The 22,749-nt window shown below is 59.6% G+C and carries 23 protein-coding genes and 2 pseudogenes; 17 read left to right on the top strand and 8 right to left on the bottom strand.

Annotated features, from left to right (window positions below; genetic code table 11):
• Positions 1-179: 179 nt before the first annotated feature.
• Positions 180-1,226 (top strand): phage tail sheath C-terminal domain-containing protein, encoded by a 1,047-nt coding sequence (locus QCE64_RS21670; protein WP_310006163.1) that lies wholly within the window; start codon positions 180-182, stop codon positions 1,224-1,226.
• 362 nt (positions 1,227-1,588) lie between these two features.
• Here the strand turns inward: QCE64_RS21670 and QCE64_RS21675 are convergent, their stop codons facing one another.
• Complete coding sequence (locus QCE64_RS21675) at positions 1,589-1,927, bottom strand: hypothetical protein (protein WP_310006164.1); 339 nt, start codon at positions 1,925-1,927, stop codon at positions 1,589-1,591.
• Positions 1,928-2,172: 245 nt separating this feature from the next.
• Here QCE64_RS21675 and QCE64_RS21680 point away from each other — a divergent pair.
• Positions 2,173-2,292: pseudogene (locus QCE64_RS21680) on the top strand (transposase); the annotation flags it as partial.
• A 33-nt stretch (positions 2,293-2,325) separates the two neighbouring features.
• Here QCE64_RS21680 and QCE64_RS21685 read toward each other — a convergent pair.
• From QCE64_RS21685 to QCE64_RS21695, 3 genes and pseudogenes are all read right to left on the bottom strand, one after another.
• Positions 2,326-2,571 (bottom strand): annotated as a pseudogene (locus QCE64_RS21685) (IS5/IS1182 family transposase); the annotation flags it as partial.
• Positions 2,572-2,985: 414 nt separating this feature from the next.
• On the bottom strand, positions 2,986-3,123 hold the full coding sequence (locus QCE64_RS21690; protein ID WP_309923418.1) for an oxalate:formate antiporter: 138 nt from the start codon (positions 3,121-3,123) through the stop codon (positions 2,986-2,988).
• Positions 3,124-3,143: 20 nt separating this feature from the next.
• Complete coding sequence (locus QCE64_RS21695; RefSeq protein ID WP_309923420.1) at positions 3,144-4,541, bottom strand: OFA family MFS transporter; 1,398 nt, start codon at positions 4,539-4,541, stop codon at positions 3,144-3,146.
• A 528-nt stretch (positions 4,542-5,069) separates the two neighbouring features.
• Here QCE64_RS21695 and adh point away from each other — a divergent pair.
• The 5 genes from adh to QCE64_RS21720 all read left to right on the top strand — a co-directional run bounded on the left by adh (position 5,070) and on the right by QCE64_RS21720 (position 11,152).
• Positions 5,070-6,590: an aldehyde dehydrogenase gene (adh, locus tag QCE64_RS21700; RefSeq protein WP_309923422.1), complete on the top strand. Its 1,521-nt coding sequence runs from the start codon at positions 5,070-5,072 to the stop codon at positions 6,588-6,590.
• 68 nt (positions 6,591-6,658) lie between these two features.
• The gene (locus QCE64_RS21705) at positions 6,659-7,048 is read left to right on the top strand and encodes a DUF779 domain-containing protein (protein WP_309923424.1); all 390 of its coding nucleotides are present in this window, start codon (positions 6,659-6,661) and stop codon (positions 7,046-7,048) included.
• A 449-nt stretch (positions 7,049-7,497) separates the two neighbouring features.
• The gene (locus QCE64_RS21710; RefSeq protein WP_310006166.1) at positions 7,498-8,547 is read left to right on the top strand and encodes a phage tail sheath C-terminal domain-containing protein; all 1,050 of its coding nucleotides are present in this window, start codon (positions 7,498-7,500) and stop codon (positions 8,545-8,547) included.
• 107 nt (positions 8,548-8,654) lie between these two features.
• The gene (locus QCE64_RS21715) at positions 8,655-9,707 is read left to right on the top strand and encodes a phage tail sheath C-terminal domain-containing protein (RefSeq protein ID WP_309923427.1); all 1,053 of its coding nucleotides are present in this window, start codon (positions 8,655-8,657) and stop codon (positions 9,705-9,707) included.
• A gap of 395 nt (positions 9,708-10,102) precedes the next feature.
• A complete protein-coding gene (locus tag QCE64_RS21720) occupies positions 10,103-11,152 on the top strand; it encodes a phage tail sheath C-terminal domain-containing protein (protein ID WP_310006168.1) in 1,050 nt (349 codons plus the stop codon).
• Positions 11,153-11,176: 24 nt separating this feature from the next.
• On the opposite strand, the gene QCE64_RS21725 is transcribed toward QCE64_RS21720, so the two are convergent.
• The 4 genes from QCE64_RS21725 to QCE64_RS21740 form a co-directional block, all read right to left on the bottom strand.
• Positions 11,177-11,956, bottom strand: coding sequence for an enoyl-CoA hydratase (locus tag QCE64_RS21725; protein WP_310006170.1), 780 nt, complete (start codon positions 11,954-11,956; stop codon positions 11,177-11,179).
• Positions 11,957-11,968: 12 nt separating this feature from the next.
• Entirely contained in the window at positions 11,969-13,612 is a 1,644-nt protein-coding gene (locus QCE64_RS21730; protein WP_310006171.1) for an acyl-CoA synthetase, read from the bottom strand.
• Positions 13,613-13,733: 121 nt separating this feature from the next.
• Positions 13,734-14,369: a glutathione S-transferase family protein gene (locus QCE64_RS21735; protein ID WP_309923435.1), complete on the bottom strand. Its 636-nt coding sequence runs from the start codon at positions 14,367-14,369 to the stop codon at positions 13,734-13,736.
• A 21-nt stretch (positions 14,370-14,390) separates the two neighbouring features.
• Positions 14,391-15,017, bottom strand: coding sequence for a glutathione S-transferase N-terminal domain-containing protein (locus QCE64_RS21740; protein WP_309923436.1), 627 nt, complete (start codon positions 15,015-15,017; stop codon positions 14,391-14,393).
• Between the two features lie 460 nt (positions 15,018-15,477).
• On the opposite strand from QCE64_RS21740, the gene QCE64_RS21745 reads away from it, so the two are divergent.
• The 10 genes from QCE64_RS21745 (at position 15,478) to QCE64_RS21790 (ending at position 22,684) form a co-directional block, all read left to right on the top strand.
• Positions 15,478-15,930, top strand: coding sequence for a phage tail protein (locus QCE64_RS21745; protein ID WP_310006173.1), 453 nt, complete (start codon positions 15,478-15,480; stop codon positions 15,928-15,930).
• A gap of 14 nt (positions 15,931-15,944) precedes the next feature.
• A complete protein-coding gene (locus QCE64_RS21750; protein WP_310006175.1) occupies positions 15,945-16,991 on the top strand; it encodes a phage tail sheath C-terminal domain-containing protein in 1,047 nt (348 codons plus the stop codon).
• Between the two features lie 157 nt (positions 16,992-17,148).
• Complete coding sequence (locus QCE64_RS21755; RefSeq protein WP_310006178.1) at positions 17,149-17,640, top strand: phage tail sheath C-terminal domain-containing protein; 492 nt, start codon at positions 17,149-17,151, stop codon at positions 17,638-17,640.
• Positions 17,641-17,681: 41 nt separating this feature from the next.
• Positions 17,682-18,887 carry a phage tail sheath subtilisin-like domain-containing protein gene (locus tag QCE64_RS21760; protein ID WP_310006180.1) on the top strand — a complete coding sequence of 402 codons (1,206 nt, stop codon included), beginning with the start codon at positions 17,682-17,684 and terminating at the stop codon, positions 18,885-18,887.
• Entirely contained in the window at positions 18,887-19,354 is a 468-nt protein-coding gene (locus tag QCE64_RS21765; RefSeq protein ID WP_309923446.1) for a phage tail protein, read from the top strand. Before QCE64_RS21760 ends, QCE64_RS21765 begins: the two co-directional genes overlap by 1 nt.
• Positions 19,354-19,521 carry a DUF5908 family protein gene (locus QCE64_RS21770; RefSeq protein ID WP_309923448.1) on the top strand — a complete coding sequence of 56 codons (168 nt, stop codon included), beginning with the start codon at positions 19,354-19,356 and terminating at the stop codon, positions 19,519-19,521. Before QCE64_RS21765 ends, QCE64_RS21770 begins: the two co-directional genes overlap by 1 nt.
• Positions 19,518-20,213: a hypothetical protein gene (locus QCE64_RS21775; protein ID WP_309923450.1), complete on the top strand. Its 696-nt coding sequence runs from the start codon at positions 19,518-19,520 to the stop codon at positions 20,211-20,213. Before QCE64_RS21770 ends, QCE64_RS21775 begins: the two co-directional genes overlap by 4 nt.
• On the top strand, positions 20,213-21,826 hold the full coding sequence (locus tag QCE64_RS21780) for a phage baseplate assembly protein V (RefSeq protein WP_309923452.1): 1,614 nt from the start codon (positions 20,213-20,215) through the stop codon (positions 21,824-21,826). Before QCE64_RS21775 ends, QCE64_RS21780 begins: the two co-directional genes overlap by 1 nt.
• Positions 21,827-21,845: 19 nt before the next feature.
• Positions 21,846-22,271 carry a GPW/gp25 family protein gene (locus QCE64_RS21785; RefSeq protein ID WP_309923454.1) on the top strand — a complete coding sequence of 142 codons (426 nt, stop codon included), beginning with the start codon at positions 21,846-21,848 and terminating at the stop codon, positions 22,269-22,271.
• Positions 22,268-22,684 carry a hypothetical protein gene (locus tag QCE64_RS21790; RefSeq protein WP_310006182.1) on the top strand — a complete coding sequence of 139 codons (417 nt, stop codon included), beginning with the start codon at positions 22,268-22,270 and terminating at the stop codon, positions 22,682-22,684. The genes QCE64_RS21785 and QCE64_RS21790 overlap by 4 nt, the downstream gene beginning before the upstream one ends.
• Positions 22,685-22,749: the final 65 nt, after the last annotated feature.

Below are 22,749 nucleotides of genomic sequence, written 5' to 3' on the forward strand. Positions count from 1 at the left end.
TGGTTGAAGCATCCACTTGGCATGCGCCTTACTATGAATTTCGAAAGATGGTTCCAATGCCTTCATTCAAAGCAATATGACAGGTTGGAATGTTCGATGTACGCACATCGGCGTGGAAATCAGCGAAACGGCTCTTGACGCATGCCACAGTAGTCCAATTCATTGACGGAGCATATCTCGTGAGTTCAGACAACAGTTACCCAGGCGTTTATATCGAAGAAGATGCAACACCCACGTTGTCGGTTTCGACGCTTCCCACCGCAGTTCCATTAATCAATATGGATAGCGACATTACAGAAATATTGAAGTTCAACAATATCCTGGATCTTTACGAGAAATTTCCGCCATCTGGAACGTACGACACTGCCCTAGCTGGTTTGCGTGCCTACTTCGAATGTGGGGGAGGGCCTTGCTATGTCACGGGATGGAAGACTTTCACAGATGCCATCAAGACCTTGGGGAATCGCATCACGCTTGTGGTTGGCAACTACCACGGAATCAAAGATGAGGTGTATACCCTGCTCGAAGATCGCAGCAAATGTCTATTTGCCATCCTCGATGGACCCGCCGTCCACATTAAAAAGAGCGATCTCAATACGTACCAAACGAGTGCTTCCGCCGCAGTCTACTATCCCTATCTCAAAGTTGGATGGACCGATGTTGACGTGCCTGCAAGTGCTGTCGCCGCAGGGCTCTATTGCAAGAATGATCGAACACGAGGCGTGTGGAAGTCGCCCGCCAATGTTCCATTGCCGTCGGGGTACACACCGAAGTACACCGTAACGGACACGATCCAGGCCGACTACAGCACCGGCAAGGCCGTCAACATGATTCGAAAAATTGACGAACGGGGTTCGGTGATCTGGGGCGCCCGCACCCTGGACGATAGCGACGACTGGAGATATGTCTCGGTGCGACGTTTGTTCAATAGTGTCGAGCGCGACTTGCGATACGCACTTGGTACGATGACGTTCGAACCAAACAGCCCACTGACCTGGGAGAAGGTGCGCTCCGCGGCAACGAGCTATCTGCATCGACTGTGGAAGCAGGGCGGTCTGGCTGGTGCTTCCGAGAATGAGGCATACTTCGTGCAAATCGGCAAGGGAGTCACGATGTCTGACGAAGACATCAAGCAAGGGAAGATGATCGCGAAAATCGGGCTTGCCGCCGCGCGACCAGCCGAGTTCATCGTGCTGCAATTCACGCAAAACATGGCACAAGCTTGAGGGACCGTGCGTTTCACATGTTGATGCTGGTTGAGTTTTTTGAAACATCGACGCGATGCATCTCAACGTTGCTCGCAGAAGCGCGGTGGTCGCATCCTGTGAAGGGAAGCGGCCGAGTGCATTGGCAAATGACGGAATTGAGCATGCAGGCTCTGCTTTGAGTCCGTCCCTGGAGCACCTGTCTCACCCCAGTGCGCCAGTCAATCGAAACGGCGCGACGCCCCGACTCCCCTTCGCTCATCGCTTTAGACGGTTCGTGATATTGTGGAATTCAGTTCGAGCGTGTCGCAGGTCGGGGCCGAACTCGGCGCAACGGCGTAGACCGTGCGCAGGTTCGTTCGTGGCAGTGGATGACCACTTGATCAAGCTCCGCTCATCGCGATGACGTCTTGGCGAGCTGACGGCACCACTACCGCTGGCATCGCACTCACCTCTTCATCGGCAATGTCGTACGAATGGCAAGAATTCACAAGGCGACAAGCGACCTGTTGAAGCTTCACCACCAAGTCGCATCCGGCGAGACGGACAGCCACACGCCATTCGTCCAGCACGCCTTGCTGCTTTCCCAACCCCGACGGTAAATCGCCGCACTTCCGATATCGCAAGAGCTGACCAAGCTCCGCAGTCGACACGATCGCGTCCGGTTCCCGGAATACGGAATCACCGTCGACCAGGGTGGGCACGCGGCCCGTCAGATTCATGGCGAGATAGCTGACCTCGTTGTTCGGCGGTATTGGAGGCGGGCGTCGATGCGGTCCGAGGGAAGATCCAGCTCTTCAAGGCATCACAGGACTTTCTGCACGTTTACCGAGATGGCTCAGCACTGGCATGCTGTTGGAATACCTTCTATGCGGGTCATCCGGGCAGGAGGGGCAAAGGCTGATCTGAGGAATCAAGCGACACTGAAACCAAAACGACGCGCGGAGCGGACGGCTACACCGAATCGCGTCCGAGCATCGCGTCAGAGAAGCTGATTCGCGCGCTGCTATTGCAAGTGCCGTATTCGATTCGAAGCGAACGCATTCTGACGGAGCAAATCTTCTATGACATGCTGTTTCGCTGGTTCACGACAAAGCATCGCTCCGGTGCCGCGATTCTACAGTTTCGCCTGAGCGTCGGTGCTGATTCATGCGTATCGTTGCTACGTTTCTCGCAATACCAGTTCTCTTGAGAACTGCCGCCACCATCAGCCGACGAGTCGTTATCCGATCCGCTCCGATCCGGTCCTGGGCACGAAGCTCTTGTGCCCAACCCAAGCCTGAATGAGTGTGTCATCGACACCGAAATGCTCTCCCGACAGATGACCGCGCACGCGTGTGGTCTCCACCGTCACGTTAAGCAGACTGGCCGTATCGAGGTCTGAAGCGCGTCGACCAATTCCTTGTGTTGACTCAGGCACCCTACAACCTGACGCGTATGCGAACGCTGGCTGCTCGGGCGGCATGAAAGCAGACTCGGAGAGGAATGCGAGATCAGCAGCACCTGAATCAACAAAGTTCGGCGTCGTTTTCAGTTGGGGCTCTACGTCGCTGCCTCGTTAGAATGAGCGGGCGCGCGTTCAAAAAAGAGATCTTTGAACAGCCCGCCCAGCCTTTCAGTTTTGCTTGTACCAAGCTTCTTCGTTATCTAAATACCGCCTTTGCGCAGGCGGCGCAAGACGGCTGAAGGGATAGTCCCGCACAAGCCGCAAAAACAAACACGCCGGGCGATCGGCTCGAAAGCCAATCGCCCGGCGCGCCATTTCAAAGCTTGCCGCGTCTTAATGAAACAGCTTGACGGCCTGCGTCAGGGTATTCGTCACGCCCCATGCAAGCGGGATCAGTACATAAGCCCAGAACAGCACCAGCAGTCCCGTGTTCGACGAACTGCCTTGCTGGATATCGTTACGCGAATTCATTGCGAATCTCCTTTCTTCAGTCAGTTCGCGGTCTGCGCCGACGTGTTCATGTGATGCTTTTCGTGCACGCGCGTCACGAGCAGGTTGCAGACGAAACCGATCACGAGCAGGACGGCCATGATGTGCAGCGTCATCGTGTAGGCATCCGCGCCGGTGACGCCGTGGGCGACCTGATAGGCACGGACATAGTTGACCAGCACCGGACCGGCGATGCCCGCCGCCGCCCACGCAGTGAGCAAACGTCCATGAATGCCGCCGACGAACGCTGTACCGAACATGTCCGCGAGATAAGCGGGGATGGTCGCGAAGCCGCCGCCGTACATCGACAGGATGATGCCGTAGGCGAGCACGAACAGGGCGATGTTGCCGGCGGTGGCGAACCGCGGCACGAGGAAGTACAGCACGGCGCCCAGCACGAAGAACACGAAGTAGGTGTTCTTGCGGCCGATCCAGTCGGACGCCGACGCCCACACGAAGCGCCCGCCCATGTTGAACAGCGACAGCAGCCCGACGAAGCCGGCCGCCGCGCCTGCGGTGATCGACGTCTTGAAGCTCTCCTGGATCATCACCGAAGCCTGGCCGAGCACGCCAATACCCGCCGTGACGTTGAGGAACAGCACGAGCCACAGCAGATAGAACTGCGGCGTCTTGAGCGCCTGGTCGATATGCACGTGGTTCTTCGTGATCATCTTGCTGGCGGTGACGGGCGGCGTCCAGCCGGCCGGCTTCCAGTCCGCCGGCGGAATGCGGATGGCGAGCGCGCCGATCGTCATCGAGATGAAATAGAGCACGCCGAGCACGAGGAAGGTTTCCGCCACGCCCGCGCTGGTGGCGCTCTTGAAGTAGTTCATCAGCGCGACGGAGCCGGGGGCGGCGATCATCGCGCCGCCGCCGAAGCCCATGATCGCCATGCCCGTGGCCATGCCGCGGCGGTCCGGAAACCAGCGGATCAAGGTGGAGACCGGCGACACATAACCGAGCCCCAGTCCGATGCCGCCAATCACGCCATAGCCGAGATACAGCAGCGCGATCTGATGCAGATAGACGCCGAGCGCCGAGACGAGGAAGCCGCCGCCAAAGCAGCAGGCCGCCGTGAACATGGTGCGGCGCGGGCCGACCTTTTCGAGCCACTTGCCGGCGAAGGCCGCCGAGAGGCCGAGGAACACGATGGCGAGCGAGAAGATCCAGCCGAGCGTGGTCAGCGTCCAGTCATCCGGCGCCGACTTGGTGATGCCGATGATCTTCGTGAGCGGGGCGTTGAACACTGAGAATGCATAGGCCTGACCGATGCACAAGTGAACAGCGAGCGCGGCGGGCGGCACCATCCAGCGCGAGAATCCGGGCCGGGCGATGGTCGCCTCCTTGGAGAAGAAAGGTGTCGGGCCGTGGGCGGCCCCTTGATTGATTGTGCTGTTCATGGTGGTCTCCGTGGCGCGTCATGCAAGCACGTGCGCGCGCATCGTTACTGAGGTGCCTGCGCCGGGGTCGCCGGTGCAGCAGCCCGCCGTGGTTCATGCAGGCGCGCGATGCGGTTTGCATCCTGCGGCTGCAAGGCCATTTCGCGTCACAAACATGCTGCAAGAGCACATATGCATGCGGCGCTTTGCCACGGCTGGGCATGAACATAGACAACTGTGAAAGGCTTTGCAATATGAACACTCGTGCCATAAGCGTTTGCCCTCAGCGCAGGACACTTTTTGCATGGGCCGATCAGCACCGGCCGGTGTGGCGCATCGCTACAGCCGGGCGCAGCTGTTCTGAATGTGAACAACGCCCGATCTCCCGTACAAACCCTGAGCACATCGTGCTGAGCCGCATGCCGATGCGGTCGGCGAACCCGCCATGCGTGCGGCGGGCTCATGGCACGGAACTCGCAAACCAGAGCGACCGGCGCCGGCCAAGGGCTGTGCCGGCTCGTTCACGTCGACATGCGAGGAGCACACAGAATGAATCACGCGGAGATGCAGTTCCTGAGCACGGAGTACCCGTACAAGAAGCAATACGGCAACTTCATCGGCGGCAAGTGGGTTGCGCCAGCGGGTGGCGAGTACTTCGACAACATCTCGCCGATCACAGGCGAGCCGTTCACGTCGATCCCGCGCTCGCGCGAGGCCGACATCGAAGCCGCGCTGGACGCGGCGCACGCCGCCAAGGTGGCATGGGGCAGGACGTCGGTCACGGACCGCTCGAACGTGCTGCTGAAGATCGCGGAACGCATGGAGCAGAACCTGCAGCGCCTCGCGGTGGCGGAATCCATCGACAACGGCAAGCCGCTGCGCGAGACCATGGCCGCCGACATTCCGCTGGCCATCGACCATTTGCGTTACTTCGCGGCGGCGGCGCGCGCGCAGGAAGGGGGCATTTCGGAGATCGATCACGATACGGTCGCGTATCACTTTCATGAGCCGCTGGGCGTCGTCGGACAGATCATTCCGTGGAACTTCCCGATCCTGATGGCGATCTGGAAACTTGCGCCCGCGCTGGCCGCAGGCAATTGCGTGGTGCTCAAGCCCGCCGAGCAAACGCCGGCTTCCATCCTCGTGCTGATGGAAACCATCCACGACCTGCTGCCGCCGGGCGTTCTCAATGTGGTCAACGGCTTCGGTCTGGAGGCCGGCAAGCCGCTCGCATCGAACAAGCGCATTGCGAAGATTGCCTTCACCGGTGAGACCACGACGGGCCGTCTCATCATGCAGTACGCGAGCCAGAACCTGATTCCGGTCACGCTGGAGCTGGGCGGCAAGAGCCCGAATATCTTCTTCGAGGACGTGCTGAACGCCGACGACAGTTTCTTCGACAAGGCGCTCGAGGGCTTCACGATGTTCGCGCTGAATCAGGGCGAGGTGTGTACGTGTCCGTCGCGCGCGCTGATTCAGGAGTCGGTTTATGAGCGCTTCATGGAACGCGCGCTGAAGCGTGTTGAGGCGATCTCGCAAGGCCATCCGCTCGATACGAAGACGATGATCGGCGCGCAGGCTTCGCAGGAGCAGCTGGAGAAGATTCTTTCGTATATCGATCTCGGCAAACAGGAAGGCGCCGAGTGCCTCTCCGGCGGCGAGCGCAGGAGCTTCGACGGCGAGCTGAAGAACGGCTACTACATCAAGCCGACCGTCTTCAAAGGCCATAACAAGATGCGCATCTTCCAGGAAGAGATCTTCGGACCGGTGTTGTCCGTGACGACCTTCAAGACCGAGGAAGAGGCGCTCGACATTGCCAACGACACGCTCTATGGACTGGGCGCCGGTGTATGGACGCGCGACGGTACGCGGGCCTATCGCTTCGGCCGTGCGATTCAGGCGGGACGCGTGTGGACCAATTGCTATCACGCCTATCCGGCGCATGCGGCGTTCGGCGGTTACAAGCAGTCGGGCATCGGGCGGGAAAATCACAAGATGATGCTCGATCACTATCAACAGACGAAGAACATGCTCGTCAGTTATAGCGACAAGCCGCTCGGCTTCTTCTAAAGCCTTTCCAGCAGTCTGTGAGGCCGCCGCTGATTCCAGCGGCGGCCGTTTTCAAGAACGGGGACATCATGAGCGAACAGGACGTGCAGCGCGTGACGGCGACAGCGGCCGCGATCGAGCTGATCGAGAGGCTCAAGGCCGAACATGGCGAGGTATTGTTTCATCAATCTGGCGGCTGCTGCGACGGCAGTGCGCCGATGTGCTTTCCGGTCAACGAATTCATGGTCGGAGGATCCGACGTGAAGCTCGGGGCGATCGGCGGCGTGCCGTTTTACATGACCGAATCGCAGTATGAGTACTGGCAGCATACGCAGCTCATCATCGATGCCGTGCCGGGGAATGGCGGGATGTTCTCGCTGGAGCGGCCTTCGGGATTGCGGTTTCTGACGCGCTCGCGCTTGTATAGCGATGACGAGAATGCGTGGCTCGAGAGACATCCGGTAGAAAAAGTGGAATAGACACGACGATGCGTATCGTCGTTTGTGCTTCAGCGCCGGAAGCGACTCCTCACAAAACGAACGCGCACGAAACAATTCCGCTTGCCAGCGATGCCTCGTCCGATTGAAAACTATCGGCTCGGGTTATCGCTTCCTGTTTGATGACTTCGCACTCAATGCTCTGCATCAATAAAGTCATATTCTGATGCAGGCTAACGGCATATAACTTCCCGACTTCACTATGGGCGTCAGGCGAACTCAGGCCCGCCAGGCGCGTGAAGCATCGCGCTTCTGGTGACGAAGTTCGCGTGCGAGGCTCCGCATTGCAGGCATGAACTTGCTCCCGGTGAGGTTCTTCTCGGGTCGAGACCTGTTTCATCTTCTACATCAAAGAACGAGATGTCGCAGGCGGTGCCGTCAAGGCTGGGCGTGTTGCGCCGAGCCTGCATTTCCCGAACAGGAGAGGGTTCATGGCTGTGACTACAAGCTTTCCCGGTGTCTATGTAACGGAAGATCAATCCCCGGCATTATCGGTCGGGACCGCTTCGACCACGGTTCCGCTGTTCAGCATGCACTATCAGTTTTCCGGCACGGCGGTAAGGTTCGAATACTGGCTCGATGTCGTCAATTATCTCGGAACCGGTATGGATCTTGAGGATGCCGCAACAGCGGGACTTCGGGCTTACTTCGATGCAGGCGGCGGGCCTTGTTATGCTGTCTCACACGACTACCTCGAAAGAGAGGCTGGCAAACTGTCCTCAACAGTCAATCTGATCGTCGAGAACAGTTTCGACATTCCCCCTGAATTCCAGGATCTGAAGCCAGACGATGGGATCTTCCTGATCCTGGATGGACCCAAGGACGAACTCACCACCGCAGACCGCCCGACGCGCTATGGCAAGAATGCACTGGCGGCCGTCTACTATCCCTGGATCAGAGCGAAGTGGACCAAGGCTGACATAGCGCCAAGTGCGGTCATGGCAGCGCTTTACTGCAAGAATGACAAGAACCGCGGAGTATGGAAAGCGCCCGCCAATATGCCATTGCCCGCAGGTTTCACACCGAAGTACAAAGTATCCGATGATCTCCAGGGGCAGTACATGTCAGCGCCGGCGATCAACATGATTCGTACATTTCATGATCAGAACCCGGTTGTCTGGGGCGCACGTACGCTGGATGAGACCGACGAATGGCGATATGTGCCGGTACGGCGTCTGTTCAACAGTGCCGAGCGCGATATTAGAGCCGCGATGAACGCCCTGATGTTCGAACCCAATATGCCTAACACCTGGGAGAAGGTGAGATCGGCTGTCACCAGTTATCTCCGCAGCCTCTGGCAGCAGGGTGGTTTGACGGGCGTCTCCGAGGAAGAAGCGTTTTTCGTGCAGATCGGCAAGAACGTCACGATGTCGCAGGACGAAATCGAGCAGGGAAAGATGATCGTCCGTGTCGGCATGGCAGCGACACGGCCTGCGGAATTCATCATCCTTGAGGTTACGCAGAACGTGCAAAGCGCTTAAGGCCTGCGTACAAAGCAGCTGTTCATTGCTTGCGGGCGGGCACGTACATGGAATGACGTCCCTTGGCACGCATGACGCTCGCCATTGACCGATGTGGAAAATGAAAGATGAATGAGACGACAACTTATCCCGGCATCTATGTCTGTGAGAGTGCTTCATCGACGGTCAGCGTGACTCGCTCGTCATCGACCATACCTCTGTTCTGCATGGGCAGCGACTTCTCGACTGAACCAGTTCGATTCGATAACTGGTTCGATGTCGTCAATTACCATGGCGGAAACATCAAGACGAACGATCAGAAATCATGGGCGCTTCGTGGCTATTTCGAATGCGGCGGCGGCCCTTGCTACGCGATCGAGCCTTTTCATGTGCTGGACGGAGTAAAAGCACTGAAAAGGAGAATCACCCTGATCGTTGCACTTGCCAATGACCTCACTTCGCAGATTCAAAGCATCCTCGATATCGATCCCACCCTCTTCATCATCCTTGACGGGCCCTATGAGGAGATCACTGCGGCAGGCTTTGACGCCGGCTATGCAGCCACGTCCCATGCCGCGATGTACTACCCTTATCTGCGCGCAAGCTGGACGACGAGCGATATTCCAGCGAGCGCGCTGGTTGCTGGTCTCTATTGCCGGAACGACGCTACCCGAGGAATCTGGAAATCACCTTCCAACCTCCCTCTGCCTCGGGGCTATACGCCAAAGTTCAAAGTCTCGGACGACATCCAGGGGCTATACAACCAGGGAAAGGCCATCAACATGATTCGTTCGTTCGGCGACGAGACGCCCCTCGTCTGGGGCGCGCGTACGCTCGACGATACGGACGCCTGGCGCTATGTGGCCGTACGCAGGCTGTTCAGCAGCGTCGAGCGCGACCTGCAGAATGCAATGGAGCAGATGCTGTTCGAGCCAAACACACCTCTGACCTGGGAGAAGGTCCGCTCGGCAGCCGTCAGTTATCTGCACGGATTGTGGAAACAAGGCGCACTGGCTGGCGCGTCGGAGGATGAAGCCTACTTCGTACAGATCGGCAAGGAGGTGACGATGCTGGATCCCGACATCGCGCAGGGCAAGATGATCATGAAAATCGGCCTGGCCGCCGTGCGGCCCGCCGAGTTCATCGTTATCCAGTTCACGCAGAGCATGCCGGGCGGCTGACACTCACTCCCAACACGGCGGCCGCTTTTCAATGAACGCCTGCATGCCTTCGAGCGTGACGTCGTCCATCATGTTGCACGCCCTCGTTTCCGATGCAAGCGCAGAGGCGTCCTCGATGTGCCGCTCGATCCGGTGGTGCGAACAATACGCCGCCCCGCCGTTTCGTGCTCGATTCTGTTCCTAACATAGTCATATTTTGATGTGGGCCGAAGGCACATATCGGCTTGCTGTCACTATAAGCGTCAGGCGAGTTGAAGCATGACAGTACTGCGGAGCGTGTTCTCCGTGCAAGAGCCCGTTTCATTTTTCACCTCAAGCTGCGAGAGGTGGCGGGTGGGACGTCGGTGCTCAGCGTACCGCGCTGAGCATACATTCACCAAGCAGGAGAGAGTCCAATGAGCGTCACTACAAGCTTTCCCGGTGTCTATATAGCAGAGAGCGATTCCCCGACATTTTCGGTCAGCACCGCTCCGACCGCGATTCCGCTATTCAGCATGAACGCTGATTTCTCAAGCACTGCGGTCAGGTTCGAATCCTATATGGAGGTCGCGAGATATTTCGGAGCGGACCTGGATGTTAAAAGACCCGCCATCGCGGGACTTCGCGCTTATTTCGAAGCCGGTGGTGGACCTTGCTATGCCGTCTCACACGACTACCTGGAACAGGAGGCAAGTTCTCTGGGTTCGACAATCAGTCTTGTAGTCGCGAATGCCTTTGACATTATTCCGGAATTCTCTAGCCTGGATGTGGCCGATGGACTCTTTTTCATTCTGGACGGTCCAGAGGAAGAACTCACCATTCAAAGCCGCCCGACCAATCTTGGCTCGAGCGCGCTGGCGGCAGCTTACTATCCTTGGCTCAAGGCGCGATGGACCGATGCTGATATTGCGCCAAGCGCGGTCGTTGCAGCACTCTACGGTCAGAACGATCGAACCCGGGGTGTATGGAAAGCACCCGCCAACATCGCGTTGCCTGCAAGTCTCAAACCCAAGTACCAGGTTACCGATGATCTCCAAGCCGAGTACATGTCAGCACCGGCGATCAACATGATCCGCACATTCCGGGATCAGAATCCGGTCATCTGGGGCGCGCGGACGCTGGATGAGAGTGACGACTGGCGCTATGTGTCGGTACGGCGTCTGTTCCTCAGCGTCGAGCGGGACATCCGGAAAGCAATGAACACGCTGATGTTTGAGTCAAACGTCCCACATACGTGGGAGAAAGCAAGATCCGCTGTGACGAGCTACTTGCGGAGCATATGGCAGCAGGGTGGTTTGATGGGCATCTCCGAGGAAGAAGCGTTTTTCGTGCAGATCGGCAAAGGTGTGACGATGTCGGACACGGACATTGCGCAAGGCAAGATGATCATGAAGATCGGACTGGCCGCTTCACGACCGGCGGAATTCATCATCCTGCAATTCACGCAGAATTTCGAAGGCGCATGAGTCCCCGCCTGGTGATTCAACCGCTCACTCCCAACGCGGCGGCCGCTTTTCAATGAACGCCTGCGTGCCTTCGAGGGTGACGTCTTCCATCATGTTGCACACCATCGTTTCCGATGCAAGCGCATACGCGTCCTCGATGCCGCTCTCGAGTTGCCGGTAGAACAAGCCCTTGCCGGCCGCAACCGCTTCACGCGGTTTCGCCGCGATGTTCGCGGCCAGCTTGCGGACGGCATCATCGAGATCGCCCGGCGGGGCCACGCGGTTCACGAGACCGCGTTCCCGCGCCGTGGCGGCATCGATGAAATCGCCGGTCACCAGCATCTCGAACGCTGCCTTGCGCGACAGGTTGCGCGACAGCGGCACGCTGGGCGTCGCGCAGAACAGCCCGAGGTTCACGCCCGATACCGCGAAACGCGCATCGCTCGACGCCACCGCCAGGTCGCACATGGCGACCAATTGACATCCCGCTGCCGTCGCAATGCCGTGCACGCGCGCGATGACCGGCTGCGGCATCTGCTGAATAGTCAGCATCATCCTGGTGCAGCGTGCGAAGAGGGCGCGGTAATACTCGCGCGAAGGCTCGGCACGCATCTCCTTCAAGTCATGCCCCGCGCAGAACGCGCGGCCTTCGCCGGCCAGCACGAGCACGCGCGCCTCCGACGAAGCCACTTCCCGCAACGCGTGTTCGAGCGCTTCGAGCATGGCCTCGGACAGCGCGTTGAAGGCTTCCGGCCGATTCATCGTGAGTGTGACGACGCCCTTGACGCCGTACGCGTCCTGTTCGATTCGCACCAGTTCGCTCATTGATCCGCTCCTTCAGAGATTGAGCGCCGCAACTGATCCGGCGCGCTTGCGCAGTTCGAACTTCTGGATCTTGCCGGTCGAAGTCTTCGGCAGCTCGCAGAATTCGATCGCGCGCGGCACCTTGAAGCTCGCAAGTCTCGACTTGCAATACGCAATCAGTTCCTCGGCACTGACCTGCGCGTCCGCCTTGAGCTCTACGAACGCGCAGGGCGTTTCGCCCCAGCGTTCGTCCGGTTTCGCGACGACGGCCACCGCCAGCACGGCCGGATGCCCGTACAGCGCGTCCTCCACCTCGATGCTCGAAATGTTCTCGCCGCCCGAGATGATAATGTCCTTGCTGCGATCCTTGATGCGCACATAGCCGTCCGGACAGGCGACTGCGAGATCGCCGGTGTGGAACCAGCCGCCCCGGAACGCTTCTTCGGTAGCGGCCGGGTTCTTCAGATAGCCCTTCATCGCGATGTTTCCGCGAAACATGATCTCGCCGATGGTCTCGCCGTCAGCGGGCACCTGTTCCATCGTGTGTGGATCGCGCACGGTCACGGCGTCCTGCAAGTGATAGCGCACGCCTTGCCGGGCATTGAGATGCGCGCGCTCGTGAACATCGAGCGCGCTCCACTCGGCTTGCTGCGCGCATACAGTGGCGGGGCCGTAGACCTCCGTGAGCCCATACACATGCGTCAGCTCGAAGCCCATGCGCTCCATGCCTTCAATCATCGCGGCAGGCGGCGCGGCGCCCGCAACCATCGCGTGCACGGTCTGGTCGATGCCGGCCTTCCATTCATCCGGCGCGTTAACGAGCAGGTTCTGCACGATCGGCGCGCCGCAGTAATGCGTGACGCCTTCGCTGCGGATCAGGTCGAGCACGCCTTTCGCATCGACGCGCCGCAGGCACACGTTCACGCCCGCGCGGGCGGCCACGGTCCATGGGAAGCACCAGCCGTTGCAATGGAACATCGGCAGGGTCCACAAATACACGGCGTGTTTCGGCATGTCCCATTCGAGGATGTTGCTGAGGGCATTCGTATACGCGCCCCGATGGTGATACACGACGCCCTTGGGGTTGCCGGTCGTGCCCGACGTGTAGTTCAGGCAGATGGCGTTCCATTCGTCCGGGGGCGGCGACCATTCGTATGCGGGATCGCCGCTCTCGAGCAACGCCTCGTATTCAATTTCGCCGATGCGTTCGCCCGTGCCGGTGTACTGCGGATCGTCGACGTCGATGACGAGCACGCTCTGCGGCACGTCCTCGAGCGCACGGCGCATGACATCGGAGAACTCGCGGTCGACGAGTACCGCCTTTGCTTCGCCATGTGTCAGCATGTAGCCCAGCATGGCGGCGTCAAGGCGCGTATTGAGTGTGTTGAGCACGGCGCCCGACATCGGCACGCCGAAATGCGCTTCGACCATCTCGGGCGTGTTCGGCAGCAGCGCGGCCACGGTATCCCCGAAGCCGATGCCACCTGCCGCAAGCGCGGAGGCGAGCCTTCGCGTGCGCGCATAGGTCTCGGCCCAGGTGCGCCTGAGGTTGCCATGCACAACGGCGGGGCGTTCCGGATAGACCGACGCAGCGCGCTCGATGAACGAGAGCGGCGTGAGCGCCGCGAAGTTGGCGGCGGTTTTGGGCAAATGGTCTTCGTACATGCCGGTGGACATGGTCTTCTCCCTGTGCGCAATGGTGCGGGTGAGTCAGTGTCACCCTTCTTGATTAGCTGGTTGTTATCATGCCCGCGAGTGGCATTTTCCTGATGACCAGGTCGCTCATGGTTTGCCCTGATCAGGCGAGGTCATCCAGCTTCACGGCGAAGCCGCGCTGCACGCCCGGGCGCGCGAACAGGGCGTCGTACCAGCGCTTCACGTTGGGAAAGTCGCCGAGAGAAACCTCATGGCGCTCGTGGCGCCAGGCCCAGCCGAGGATCGCGAAATCCGCGACGGACAAGGCGCCCGCGACGAACTCCACCTGGCCGAGACGGGTATCGAGCACACGATAGAGGCGGCGGGTTTCATCCGAATAGCGCTTCAGCCCGTAACGACGATCACTTTCCGGCTCGACGGCGCGAAAATGGTGCACTTGCCCAGGCATCGGGCCGAAGCCGCCCATCTGCCACATCAGCCATTCGAGCACCGGCACGCGATGGCGCAGGCTTGACGGAAGAAACTTGCCGGTCTTCTCGCCGAGATAGAGCAGGATGGCGCCGGATTCGAAGACGCTGATTGGCTTCTCTTCCGGACCGTCGGGATCGACGATCGCCGGGATGCGGTTGTTCGGGCTGATGCGCAGGAAGTCGGGCGCATGTTGTTCGCCCTTGCCGATGTTCACCGGCCTGACGACATAGGGCAGCTCCATTTCTTCCAGTGCGACGCTGATCTTGCGTCCGTTCGGCGTGTTCCAGGTATGCAGTTCGATTGTCATGGCGTTAGTCCCGGGACAGGTTCAACTGAGGGCAGGCGCGACGTAACGCTGGAACCCCGCGCGCTGCGTGACGCCGATGTACCAGCGTTCGAGATCGGGTAGCGCCGGACGCACCAGTTCGGCGATACCGAACCAGCGGCGCGCATACGCGCCGATGACGATGTCCGCGAGTGTGAATGTGCCGCCTTCGAGATAGTCGCGACCCTTCAGATGGGTGTTGATCACCCGCCAGAGCTTCTCCACGTCGCTGGCCGTGACGGCGAGTTGCGCGGCGTTGCGCTCAGCGGCGGACGTGCGGATGTAACCCCAGAAGAGCGGGCGTTCGGCGGGCTGCAACGTCGAGAGCGTCCAGTCCAGCCAGCGGTCCGCGCTCGCGCGAGTCTTCGGATCGGCCGGACAGAGTGTGCTGTCCGGCCCGTATTGCATCGCCAGGTAGCGCAGGATCGAGTTGGATTCCCACAGCACGAAGTCACCGTCCACCAGCGTGGGCACGCGGCCGGTCGGATTCATCGCGAGATACGCGGCTTCGTCGTTGCGGCCGAACTGCATGCCGGCGTCGATGCGGTCAAACGGAATCTTCAGTTCCTCGCAACACCACAAGACCTTCTGCACGTTGACTGAATTGGCTCGGCCCCAGAGTGTGATCATCGGATGGATCTCTTTGAGTGGAGAAGTGTCGTTATCTTAGCTGCGTTCGGTTCCGGGCGTTTTATCAGCGCGGAAAGGGCGTTTTGACGATCGGTCCACCCCCGCAGCAGCGACCGGGCGATCGCATTCTTCATGCGCGGTCTCCTCGCAATAAGTTATCCCTTGTCTTTTTCATTTCCCGTGCTCTGAGCACGCCAGAAGCAATATGGAATGAGCGAAAGTGACACGTTCCTTTCCAGTGGAACCTTCAAGGAAATGATGCCTTTCTCCATCGGTTTATATCTATCTGAGCGCGCCGGATAATCAATGTCATAACCCCTTGAAATTCAATTGGCTACCCCTTGGAAGTCACATTGTAATGAGCGTTAAGAACCTGCTGCTGGTGGATTCATGATTGGCCCGGTACCAACGATCACTCAGCAGAGTGTGAGGCGCGTCACGAAAACAGGAGCTTGAGCAAATGGCGACAACTTCGGCACAAATGGCTTCGTCGTATCCCATCCCGACTTATCGATTCATCGTGTCGGTCGGAAGCGAGGATATTCCCTTCAATAACGTATCCGGTCTCAACATCACGTACGAGACGATCGAATACAAAGACGGTCTCGGAAACTGGTACCGGATGCCTGGCCAGCTCCAGACGGTGGATATCACGTTAAGGAAAGGCGTGTTCCCCGGCGATTCGAGGCTGTACGATTGGATCAATCAGATCGCGCAGAACAAACTCGAAAAGATGGATCTGACGATCAGCTTGACCGACACGAGCGGCACGACTCCCCTCATGACATGGACGGTCGACAACGCTTTCCCGAAGTCGATGACGTCGCCTTCGCTGGACGCCACGAGCAACGAGATCGCGGTTGAGGAGCTGTCTCTGATGGCGGATCGCGTGACGCTGAAGATGGCGTCCTGAGCAAGGAGCTTCCCATGACAGTTGTTACGAGTTATCCCGGCATCTATATCCAAGAAGACGCGTCGCCGGCGCTGTCGGTCAGTCAGCTCGCGACTGCGGTGCCGCTTTTCTGCATGAACGAGGACTTTGGCACAAGCGTCATCCGCTTCAGCAGTTATCTCGACATGGCGCAATTTTTCGACGGCAAGCCGAATTTCGAGGACGTGAGTGTGTCGGGCCTTCGCGCTTACTTCGAATCGGGAGGCGGCCCCTGCTATGCGGTGTCATTCGAGAGCGTTGTGCAAGCCGCGAACCTCTGGCGGGATTCCATTACGCTGGTCGTGGCCAATGGCCATGACATCAGCACTTCGGTGGGCAGTCTCACGGATCCTGCTGCGTCGCTGTTCGTGGTTCTGGACGGGCCGAGCACGGAGATCACCGATGAAAAGCAGGCCGACGGTTACACGGCCACGCCATACGCTGCCGTGTACTACCCCTGGCTGACCGTGGCATGGAGCAAGACGGACATTCCGCCAAGCGCGGTCATGGCCGGCCTCTATTGCAAGAACGACCGGTCCCGCGGCGTGTGGAAGGCGCCTGCCAATCTGGCCTTGCCAGGGGGCTACACGCCAAAGTTCATGGTGAACGATGATCTGCAAGGCATGTACAACACGGGCCGCGCGATCAACATGATCCGCACCTTCAACGATACGGAGTCGCTCGTCTGGGGCGCCCGTACGCTGGAGGATTCGGACTACTGGCGCTATGTGTCGGTGCGCCGGCTGTTCAACAGCGTCGAGCGGGACGTCAGAAGCTCGATGAACTCGATGGTCTTCGAGCCCAACACGCCGCCCACGTGGGAGAAGGTGCGTTCCGCCATCAACAGCTATCTGCATGGTCTGTGGCAGCAGGGCGGCCTTGCCGGTGCCTCGGATGAAGAAGCCTATGTGGTGCAGATTGGCGAGGGCGTCACGATGTCGAAGGACGAAATCAAGCAAGGAAAAATGAAGGTTCTCGTAGGACTGGCTGCGGCCAGGCCGGCGGAATTCATCATCCTGCAATTCACGCAGAACATGGCTTGAGCGCTGGGCATTCGCTGTAGCCGGATTCACGTTCATCGAGGGAAAGATTCCAATGACCGAAGTTGTCTCTTATCCAGGCGTATATATATCGGAGGATTCTTTCCCTTCGATCTCCGTGAATCATTCGGCTACTGCAGTGCCGGTTTTTGCCGGCAACGTGAAGAAGGCTGACAGCACCAATTTCAAGGAATTCGAATGCGTTGGCGTGAGCGCGTGGCTCGATTTCAGCTCCATCGCCAAGGTCAACGCCAGCACGAACGTGGCCTTGACCTCCACGGCCGACGCGACGCTCGCCGGCGCCGACTCGAATGACGACACCAGCTGGCGCTACATTCCCGTGCGCCGCCTGTTCAACAGCGCCGAGGCGGACATCAGAAAGTCGATGCAGGCCATGATGTTCGAACCGAACACCGCGCCGACCTGGGAGAAGGTGCGCGGCGCCATCGACAGCTATCTGTTCTCGCTCTGGAGCAGCGGCGCACTTGCCGGCACCGCGCCGGAGGAGGCGTATTTCGTGCAGATCGGCAAGGACGTCACGATGAGCGACGCCGATATCGCCGCCGGCAAGATGATTGTGAAGGTCGGCATGGCAGCGGCCCGCCCGGCTGAATTCATCATCCTGCAGTTCACACAGGACATGCCGGCCTGAGCCACTGCAACGACGTGCGCGCATCTGAGGAGAGTGTTTCCATGAATGGCATCGAACAGCCCGGCGTGAGCTACAGCGCGGAAGTCCTGACCGGTGAGCCTCCGCCGGAGGACACCGCCGTCCCCGTCTTCATCGGGTACACCGAAAGCGGCCCGCAATGGTCCCTCACGGCGATCGATTCGCTCGCCGATTTCGAAGCGGCATACGGCGGCCCCGCGCACGAAGGCTTTGCGCTTTGTCACGCGGTCCGGCATTACTTCGACAACGGCGGAAGGACGGGCTACGCGCTCTCGCTCGGTCTGTACTCCAGCCTGACCAATTTGGGCCGCGACGCATTGCTCAACGCATTGTCGGATGAGCGCATTGTCCAGTGTGTCCTCAAGGAAGAGCGCATTACGCTGGTGTGCATGCCGGAAATGATGCGCCTGTCCGAAACCGACACGGATGGCTGGGCAGCGGCGTGGTCCGCGGTATCGGAGATCGTCCGGGTGCGTCGCGGCGTGTTCGGCATTCTGGACACACCGGAAGATCCGGCTGTGGCGCGTGCGTGCCTCGACCGCTTCGTCACGCAACAGGCGGATGCGGCGCAATGGACTGGCGCGTACTGGCCGCGCTTGCTGACAGACTACGTGGACGATGCGGGCGCCGCCATCACCGTTCCGGCCTCGGCCGCTGTCGCAGCAGTCATGGCGGCAGTGGACCAGGAATACGGCATCTGGTGTGCACCGGCCAACATCGCGCTGTCGCGTGTGGTGAAGCCGACGCGTCCGTGGCTGCAATCCTCTGGCTTGTTCCAGACGAACGGTGCGTCGATCAACCTGATTCGTAGCTTCCCCGGCGGCAGCGTCCGTATCTGGGGCTGCCGCACGCTGATCCAGGACGCCGGCCCGGCCTGGCTGTACGTTCACATCAGGCGAACTCTCTCATGGATCGAAGCGCAGGTCGCGCAGATCGTCAAACCGTTCGTGTTCGAACCGAACATCCTGTTCACCTGGATCCGCATGCGCGGCATGGTGCATATCTGGTTGCGGGAGTTGTGGCTCGACGGCGGACTGTATGGCGAAGAGGAGAGCGACGCCTTCTTCATCCAGATCGGACTTGGGGAGACCATGAGTCAGGAAGATATCGACCAGGGGCGGATGGTCATGAATATCGGCGTGGCGGCCGCCTATCCGGCCGAGTTCATCGAGGTGAGCATCACGCTCGATACCCGGTCGTCGCTCGTTTCCTCACTGGAGAGCAACTGATGGAACAGCGCTATTTCGAACCGTCAACGGCGCATCATTTCTCGGTTCTTTTCGCACTCAACCGGATACCGATACCCGACGTCCTCGACATGAGGTTTCAGAAGGTCCATGGCCTGTCGCGCGAACTGAACGTCATGACGCACAACGAAGGCGGTGAAAATCTGCGCAACCAGTATTTCACCGAAAAGCTGTCGCACGGCTCGCTGGTGCTCGAGCGTGGCGTCATGGCGCTGACGCCCCTCACCGCCTTGCTGAGCGCTCAGTTCGCGAGCGGCAAGATCATGCATCTGAGCGCCGTCATCACGCTGTTGCATCCCGGCCTGATGCCGCTCACGAACTGGCTGGTGACCAAGGCAGTGCCGGTGCGCTGGCAGACTGGCGACCTCAACGCGCACGGCAACGAAGTGCTCATCAATACGTTCGAGCTGCGTTACCGCGACATGATTCCTCTGGGAGTGAAACTCTGATGCTCGAAATTCGCGAGTTGATCATTCAGGCCCGGGTCACGGCCGAGGAGCCTGGCAAGCCAGGCAGTGAGCAGTCGTGGCGCGATCCGAGCGAGCGCATGATCGAGGTCATTGCGCGCCGGGTCGTGGAATTGATGCGGGAACGTGAATTGGAGCGGCTGCAATGAGTTTTCTGTCGAGACGACCCGTCAAGCTCAAGCTCGAATCCTACGACAACCGGGACGCGCAGGGTCTGCCGCTGCAGTTTCAGGCGATGTACAACCCCGATTCAGTCAGCCTCGGCTATCACACGGACTTTGCAACGGACACCTTCATCAACACGAACTGGAAAAGCAACCGGTTCGTCCAGACCAAGCCCGGCGGGCTGTCCATCGAACTGCTGTTCGACGCGAAGATGCCCGGTAACCGGCAGGACATCGACGGGAAACTGCACAAGCTGCGCAAGCTTTGCTATGACGTCGATGAGACGCGTTGTGAACCGCGCTATATCAAGGTGATCTGGGGCAAGATGAAGTGGAGCGGCTCCGGCTATTTCTTCGGGCGCCTGCAAAGCCTCTCGGTGCGCTACACGCTCTTCGAAAAAGACGGCACGCCGCTGAGAGCCACGGCGACGCTGCAACTCGCCGAGGATCAGAGCCTGAGGAATCAGGCTGCGGAGGCACTGAAGAAGTCGCCTTCGAAAGCGGTCGCCATCGCGAAGGCTGCGTCCTCCCTGGCCTCGATAGCGAAGAACTTGAAGGGCAAGATGAAGAAGAGTCCCGGCTATCTGAAGATCGCCAAGGACAACAACCTCGACAGCATCGATGGCTTCAAGGCCGGCGACAAGTTGAAGGTCGAGTCAGGCAAGGGGAGCCACTGATGCGCGCGAGCCCTTCCGTTAGCGTTCTGGTCGGCACAGCGCGCCTGCCGCTCAACGGGCTCAGTCCCGAGCGCGTTGAGGTCCTGCATCGCATCAATAGCGTGCCCAGCGCGCGCGTGGTGCTGACGGTACAAGGCAATCCGCTCAGGGACATCTTCGAGGACGTCGAGGCGGAGGTTGCCCGGTGCGCGGCGGGTGAACCTGTCTCCCTGATGTTGCTGGACGCCCAGGAGCGCGAGCATCTGATCTTCAAGGGCGTGATCGAACAGCAGACCATGAAGGCTGACCGGGAGCGCACCGAATTGACGCTGAGGCTTCGGCACGACCTGGAGAAGCTGCGCAATTCCCACCGGTCGCAGGTCTTCCAGAACATGTCGGAGGCTACCGTGGTTGGCAGCCTGCTGGCCGCGCAGCAGATTCCCGCGACCATCGCCGATATGGACCTGCGGTGCGAGCAACTGGTTCAGTTCGGCTGCTCGGACTGGCGCTTCATCCGTGAGCGTCTGAGCGCCAGCGGCGTATGGGCATTTCCGTCGCCGGAGCGCGTCGTGATCGCAGCGCCGGGTATTGCCTTTCCCACGCTCATCATCCGGCAGCATGCCTTGTTCGACTCTGATCACGTGCTGATGGAGGACGCAAGCTGGAGTTTCAGTGAACGAGCCCAGCCGGAGAAACTGAAGACGTCCACTTGGGACGATCACGAACAGCGTCTCGACACCGTCAGCGCCAAAGACGTGTCGCTCGGCACTGGCGCCTTCGACAGCGCGCGCGGCAACACCATCAACCGCGAGCCCTGGCAGTTCAGCCGTAGCGCGCCGCTCGGGCTGCAACGGACGACGGCGCTTTCGCACGGCCTGATGTTGAGCCTGCAAGCAGGACGGGCGAGCGGCGAGTTCAGGATCAACGGCACGGCTGAAGTCGACCTTGGCGATACGGTTTCAATCGAGGGATACGGCAAAGCTTTCGACGGCGATGGAATCGTCACCGCGGTCCGGCATCACATCGACAGAGAGGCAGGCTGGCGCACTACGCTGACGCTCGGATGCGACGACATGAGCAGCGAGGACGTGCCGCCCGCGCAGATCAATGGATTGCACATTGGCGTCGTCAGGAGCTTCAAGAAGGACACGGGCGGCATGAACCGGTTGCAGGTTCATCTTCCCGTCCTGGGCGACAACAGCGACCCCTTGTGGGCGCGCCTCGCCAAACCCTATGCAAGCGACATGAGCGGCTTCTGCTTCTATCCGGAACCAGGCGATGAAGTGATCGTTGGCTTTCTCGATGGCGATCCGAGTTTCCCTGTGATTATCGGCTCGATGCATAACCCGAAGAACCGTGCGCCGATCGATCTGGACGCGAAGAACGACGTTAAGGCGCTCATCGTCGGCAAGCAGGGCATGTCGTCGCAGCTGCTTTTCGATTCCGGCGAACAACGCGTTGACTTGAGTTCTCCGCAAGAGCAGCTTGTCTTCAAGAAAGGTTGCAAGCTGATGTCGGGAAGCGGGCTTGCACTGACGAGCAATCAGCTGAAGCTTTCGGGGGCGAGTTCAGTGTCCGTCGAGAGCATGTCCGTCAACTTCGACCAGAAGTCGACGCCGCCCAAGAAGTCCTAGTTATCCAGAGGTGATTTGCATGATTGACGACTCTGTACTGACCAGCATCTATGGTCGTGGCTGGGCGTTTCCGCCGGCGTTTTCGCTCGAGGAGGGCGTGGTCATGTCGGAAGGCGTCGAGGACGTCAGGCAAAGCCTGCGCATCCTTTTCGCCACGGAACCCGGCGAACGGATCATGCGGGAGGAATATGGATGCGCGCTGTATGACGTCATGTTCAGGAACATCGACAGCGAGCTGACCAGCGAGATCGAGCGGCGAGTAGCGGATGCCGTCCTGAGTTACGAGCCGCGCGCGAACCTCACGGACATTCTTGTCGTGCAGGCAGAGAGCAATCGAAGCGCCGTGGAAGTGGGCGTGACGTATCGGCTGCGCGGTAGCGAGATCGATGAAACCATGTCCGGAACGCTCGACCTGAATCAGGCCATGCGGGGAGACTTCCTGTGACGACGCCAATCGTTTGTGATGGAGATCAGCTGATGTTCGAGCCGATGTTCGGGCCGCGCCAGGTGGTGCTGTCGGCGCCGGCCTCGATTACGGGGACGGGCGTGGCCATGATCGGCAAGCGGCGCATCTGCGTAACCGGTGATGAAACGCGTGCGCAATGGACTGCGCAGTATTTCATGCCTGGCTATGCGCCCGGCACGGGCACGGTGCGGATCCTGATGCTGGATTCCAGCCAGAGCGCGCCGTATATCAAAGGCCGCGCGCCCGTCATCCTCAAAGGGATGCAATTCACGGCGCAATTCACGCCGACCGTGCCGGCCGTTCTCTCGTCGCCGCCCGGGACGCCGGATTCGACCGCGCCCAGCACTGGGCGAGGCGTTTTCATGCCGCGTCAGTGGTTCGGGTGCGCGTGACGCAAACAGGGTGAAGCGGTAAGTAGCAAGGAGGATGTCATGGATAAGACGACGGTGAACGGGCT

It is taken from the genome of Caballeronia sp. LZ043 (assembly GCF_031451075.1).
Lineage (GTDB): Bacteria > Pseudomonadota > Gammaproteobacteria > Burkholderiales > Burkholderiaceae > Caballeronia.